4 protein-coding genes are annotated in these 3,472 nt (G+C 70.5%); 1 reads left to right on the forward strand and 3 read right to left on the reverse strand.

Annotation, left to right across the window (positions count from 1 at the left end; genetic code table 11):
- Window positions 1–30: 30 nt before the first annotated feature.
- The 3 genes from QZ433_RS01870 to QZ433_RS01880 form a co-directional block, all read right to left on the reverse strand.
- Window positions 31–741, reverse strand: coding sequence for an SOS response-associated peptidase (locus tag QZ433_RS01870; RefSeq protein ID WP_295779743.1), 711 nt, complete (start codon window positions 739–741; stop codon window positions 31–33).
- Window positions 742–817: 76 nt separating this feature from the next.
- Window positions 818–1,849, reverse strand: coding sequence for a phosphatase domain-containing protein (locus QZ433_RS01875; protein WP_295779744.1), 1,032 nt, complete (start codon window positions 1,847–1,849; stop codon window positions 818–820).
- A 5-nt stretch (window positions 1,850–1,854) separates the two neighbouring features.
- Window positions 1,855–2,535, reverse strand: a complete 681-nt coding sequence (locus tag QZ433_RS01880; protein WP_295779745.1) for a DedA family protein — start codon at window positions 2,533–2,535, stop codon at window positions 1,855–1,857.
- 43 nt (window positions 2,536–2,578) lie between these two features.
- Between QZ433_RS01880 and QZ433_RS01885 the strand changes: the two genes are divergently transcribed.
- The coding region (locus QZ433_RS01885) for a chorismate-binding protein (RefSeq protein WP_295779746.1) at window positions 2,579–3,472 on the forward strand (894 nt) is incomplete at its 3' end.

The raw sequence follows: 3,472 nt of genomic DNA on the forward strand, positions 1-3,472 counted from the left end.
GCGTCAGGACGGTTCGGGTCGCGACGAGGGTCATTCGACCGGCTCGATGAGGTCGGGGGAGTCGTTGCGGACGTTGCCCACCGCCGCCGAGACCACGTGGTCGTCGAGCGTCTCGGCCATGTCGGGCGCGGCGTCGATGGCCGCGTCGAGGATGTCTCCGACGTTCTCGGTCGTGGGGTCGAGCCAGGCGTCGGCGAAGTCGGGATCCATGAACAGCGGCATGCGGTCGTGGATGGAGCCGAGTCGTCCGATCGCATCGCGCGTGAGGATCGTGCAGCTCAGCACCCAGCGGGCGGGGTCGTCGTCGGCGCGAGCGGGGTCTTTCCACCACTCGTAGAGCCCCGCGAAGAACAGCGGCGAGCCGTCGGCGGGATGGATGTAATGCGGGGTCTTGCCGTCGTCGGTGGTCTTCCACTCGTAGTAGCCGGATGCCGGGATGACCGCCCGCCGCTTGATGAGGGCGTTGCGGAACATCGGCTTGTCCTCGATCTCTTCGGACCGCGCGTTGAATGCGCGCGCGCCGATCTTGACGTCCTTCGCCCATCCCGGAACCAGACCCCAGCGAGCGACTTCGAGGCGACGCGCCGGCGGCTCGCTCTTGATCGAGTCGAGCACGATCGCCACCCGCGAGGTCGGCGCGATGTTGTACGAGGGCTGCGGCAGCTCATCGGCTTCGACGTCGACGCGCAGAACCCCCACGAGCTCGCTGGCCACGTTGGCTACGACGAATCGACCGCACATGCCTCCACCGTACGCGTCACCCCCGACATCGGGGTGAAGGGTCGGCATCCGGCCCTCCGCTCCGACGGCGGACCGGTCAGTCGTCGCGAGAGATCACCCCGACGCTCTGCAGGCGCTCGAGCAGTCCCGCGCCGTCGGACTCGGTCACCCACGGCACCTCGGCGGCGGAGTGGTCGTCGACCACGGTGCGACCACCGGCCAGCACCGCCTCGGCGGGCAGCAACCGACGAATCGCGACGGCGGCGACGTTCTCGGGGTGTTCGATGGCGAAACCGGTGTAGATCGCGTCGTCGTGCTGTCCGTCGTCGCCGACCAGCAACCACTTCACGTGGGGGAACTCCGCGGCGAGGCGGCGCAGGTTCTGCTCCTTGTGGTCGCGACCGCTGCGGAACCACCGGTCGTGCGTGGGACCCCAGTCCGTGAGCAGGAACGAACCCGCCGGGAAGAGGTGGCGTCGCATGAAGCGCGTCAGGGTGGGAGCGACGTTCCACGCCCCCGTCGAGAGGTAGATGACCGGGGTACCGGCGTGCTCGCGCGTCAACCGCTCGAGCATGACGGCCATGCCGGGCACGGGTTGGCGCGCGTGCTCGTCGACGACGAAGGAATTCCACGCGGCCAGCAGCGGGCGGGGGAGGGCGGTGACCATGACCGTGTCGTCGATGTCGCTGACCACGCCGAAGCGGACGTCGGCGCCGACGATGAAGACGCGCGTCTCGGTCGGGTCGCTGCCCTCGACCGACATCGTGATGCTCTGCCAGCCCGGGGCGAGGGATGCCGGGAGCTTCGCGTCGATCACGCCGCCGCGGTCCGCGGTGACCCGGTGCGTCGTGCCGTCGATGACGACGCTGACGCGCGCCGAGCCCACCGGCACAGCCGCGAAGCTGCGCCAGCCGCGGAGGCTCGCGAATTCCCCCGTGGAGGTGCGCTTGATCGGCGGGGCGATGAGGACGCGTCCGAGGACGCGGACCCATTCCTGGGTGCCGTATCCGGGGAAGCCCGTGACGACGGGGCGCAGACCACGGGCGCGGGCCCGCTTCTCACGCCACCGGTGAAAACGGCGCTCGAGTCGGGCGAACCAGAGCGCTTTGGCGCGAGGAGAGCGAGACATCCCGCTCAGTCTTTCACGTCACCGTCCGCAGGTTCGAGGGGCTGACTCTCCTCCGAGAGGTGACGGCGCTCCGCGCGCTCCAGCAGTTTCTTGCCCAGGTAGATCAGCACGAGGAAGACGACCAGGATCGCGACGAAGACGTAACCGGCGTAGTGGATCTGGTCGGCGAGCTCGCGATAAGTGCCCGCGGCGGTCGCGGCGACCGTGATGTACAGCCCCGCCCACACCGCGCACGCGGGAGTGGTCCACGCGATGAAGCGTCGGTAGCTGTAGCCGCTCATCCCCACGGTCAGGGGCACCAGCGAGTGCAGCACGGGCAGGAAGCGCGAGAGGAAGATCGCCGGTCCGCCGCGTCGGCGCAGGTAGCGCTCGGCGCGCTCCCAGTTGCGCTCGCCCAGCTTCTGACCGAGCCGCGACGCACGGATCCGCGGACCGAAGTAACGACCGAGCCAGAAGCCGAGACTCTCGCCGACCAGAGCGCCGATGACCACGGCCGCACCGAGCACGACTCCCTCGAGGGGCGACGCGATCGCGGTACCGGCGACGATCACCATCGTGTCGCCCGGCACCACGAGTCCGACCAGCACGCTGGTCTCGAGCATGACCGCGATCCCGGCGATGACGGTACGCAGCACCGGGTCGACGTTCTGGACGACGTCGAGCAGCCACGTGAGGATCTCGTTCACCCCTGAAAGCCTAGAGGCGCGGGCCTCGGCCTAGCCTGGGAGCGTGCCGCACTCCTCCTCGCCGTTCCCCCCGTCCGGGTGGGTCGACCCCGAGGCGGCGTTCGCCCACCTCTACGCCGACGCCCCGCACGCCTTCTGGCTCGACGCCGGTGTCGACGCGGACAGCGGGTGGAGCTGGATCGGAGAGGGACGGCCCGACGCCTCGGCGCCCCCGATGCGAAGGGATGCCACGACCCCGACCGTCGCGCACGAAGCCGGTCCGTTCCGCGGCGGATGGGTCGGCTGGCGGACGTACGAGGGCGAGACGGCGTTCCTCCGCGTCGAGCGCTTCCTCGCGTTCGATCACGCTCGTCGGCGGGTGTTCGCGTTCGGCGACCCCGAGCTGTTGACCCGCGCTCTCGACGCCCCGCCCGCACCCGCTGTGGCCGAGCCCGAGCGGCGGGGGACGGCATCCGCCCGCGTCACTCCGGAGCGCTACGCCGAGCTGATCGCGGCGTGCCGGGAGGCGATCCGCGAGGGGGACGCGTATCAGCTGTGCCTGACCACGCGCTTCACCGTGCCGGGCGCCGTGGACGCGCTCGAGGTGTTCCGGCGTCTGCGCCGCGCCTCGAGCTCGCACCACGCGGGGTTCATCCGCGCGGGGGAGCGCGCCCTGGCCAGCGCCTCGCCCGAGCGCTTCCTCGAGGTGCGCGACGGTCGCGTCCACACGCACCCGATCAAAGGCACACGGCCGCGGTCGGCCGACCCGGTCGTCGACGCCGCCCTCGCCGAAGAGCTGCGGACGGATGCCAAGGAGCGCGCCGAGAACGTCATGATCGTCGACCTGATGCGCAACGACCTGTCGCGCGTGTGCGCACCGTCCAGCGTCGGCGTCGACCGCCTGCTCGAGGTCGAGACCTACCCGCACGTGCACCAGCTGGTCAGCGAGGTGTCCGGG

This window comes from uncultured Microbacterium sp., from assembly GCF_913776565.1.
GTDB lineage: Bacteria > Actinomycetota > Actinomycetes > Actinomycetales > Microbacteriaceae > Microbacterium.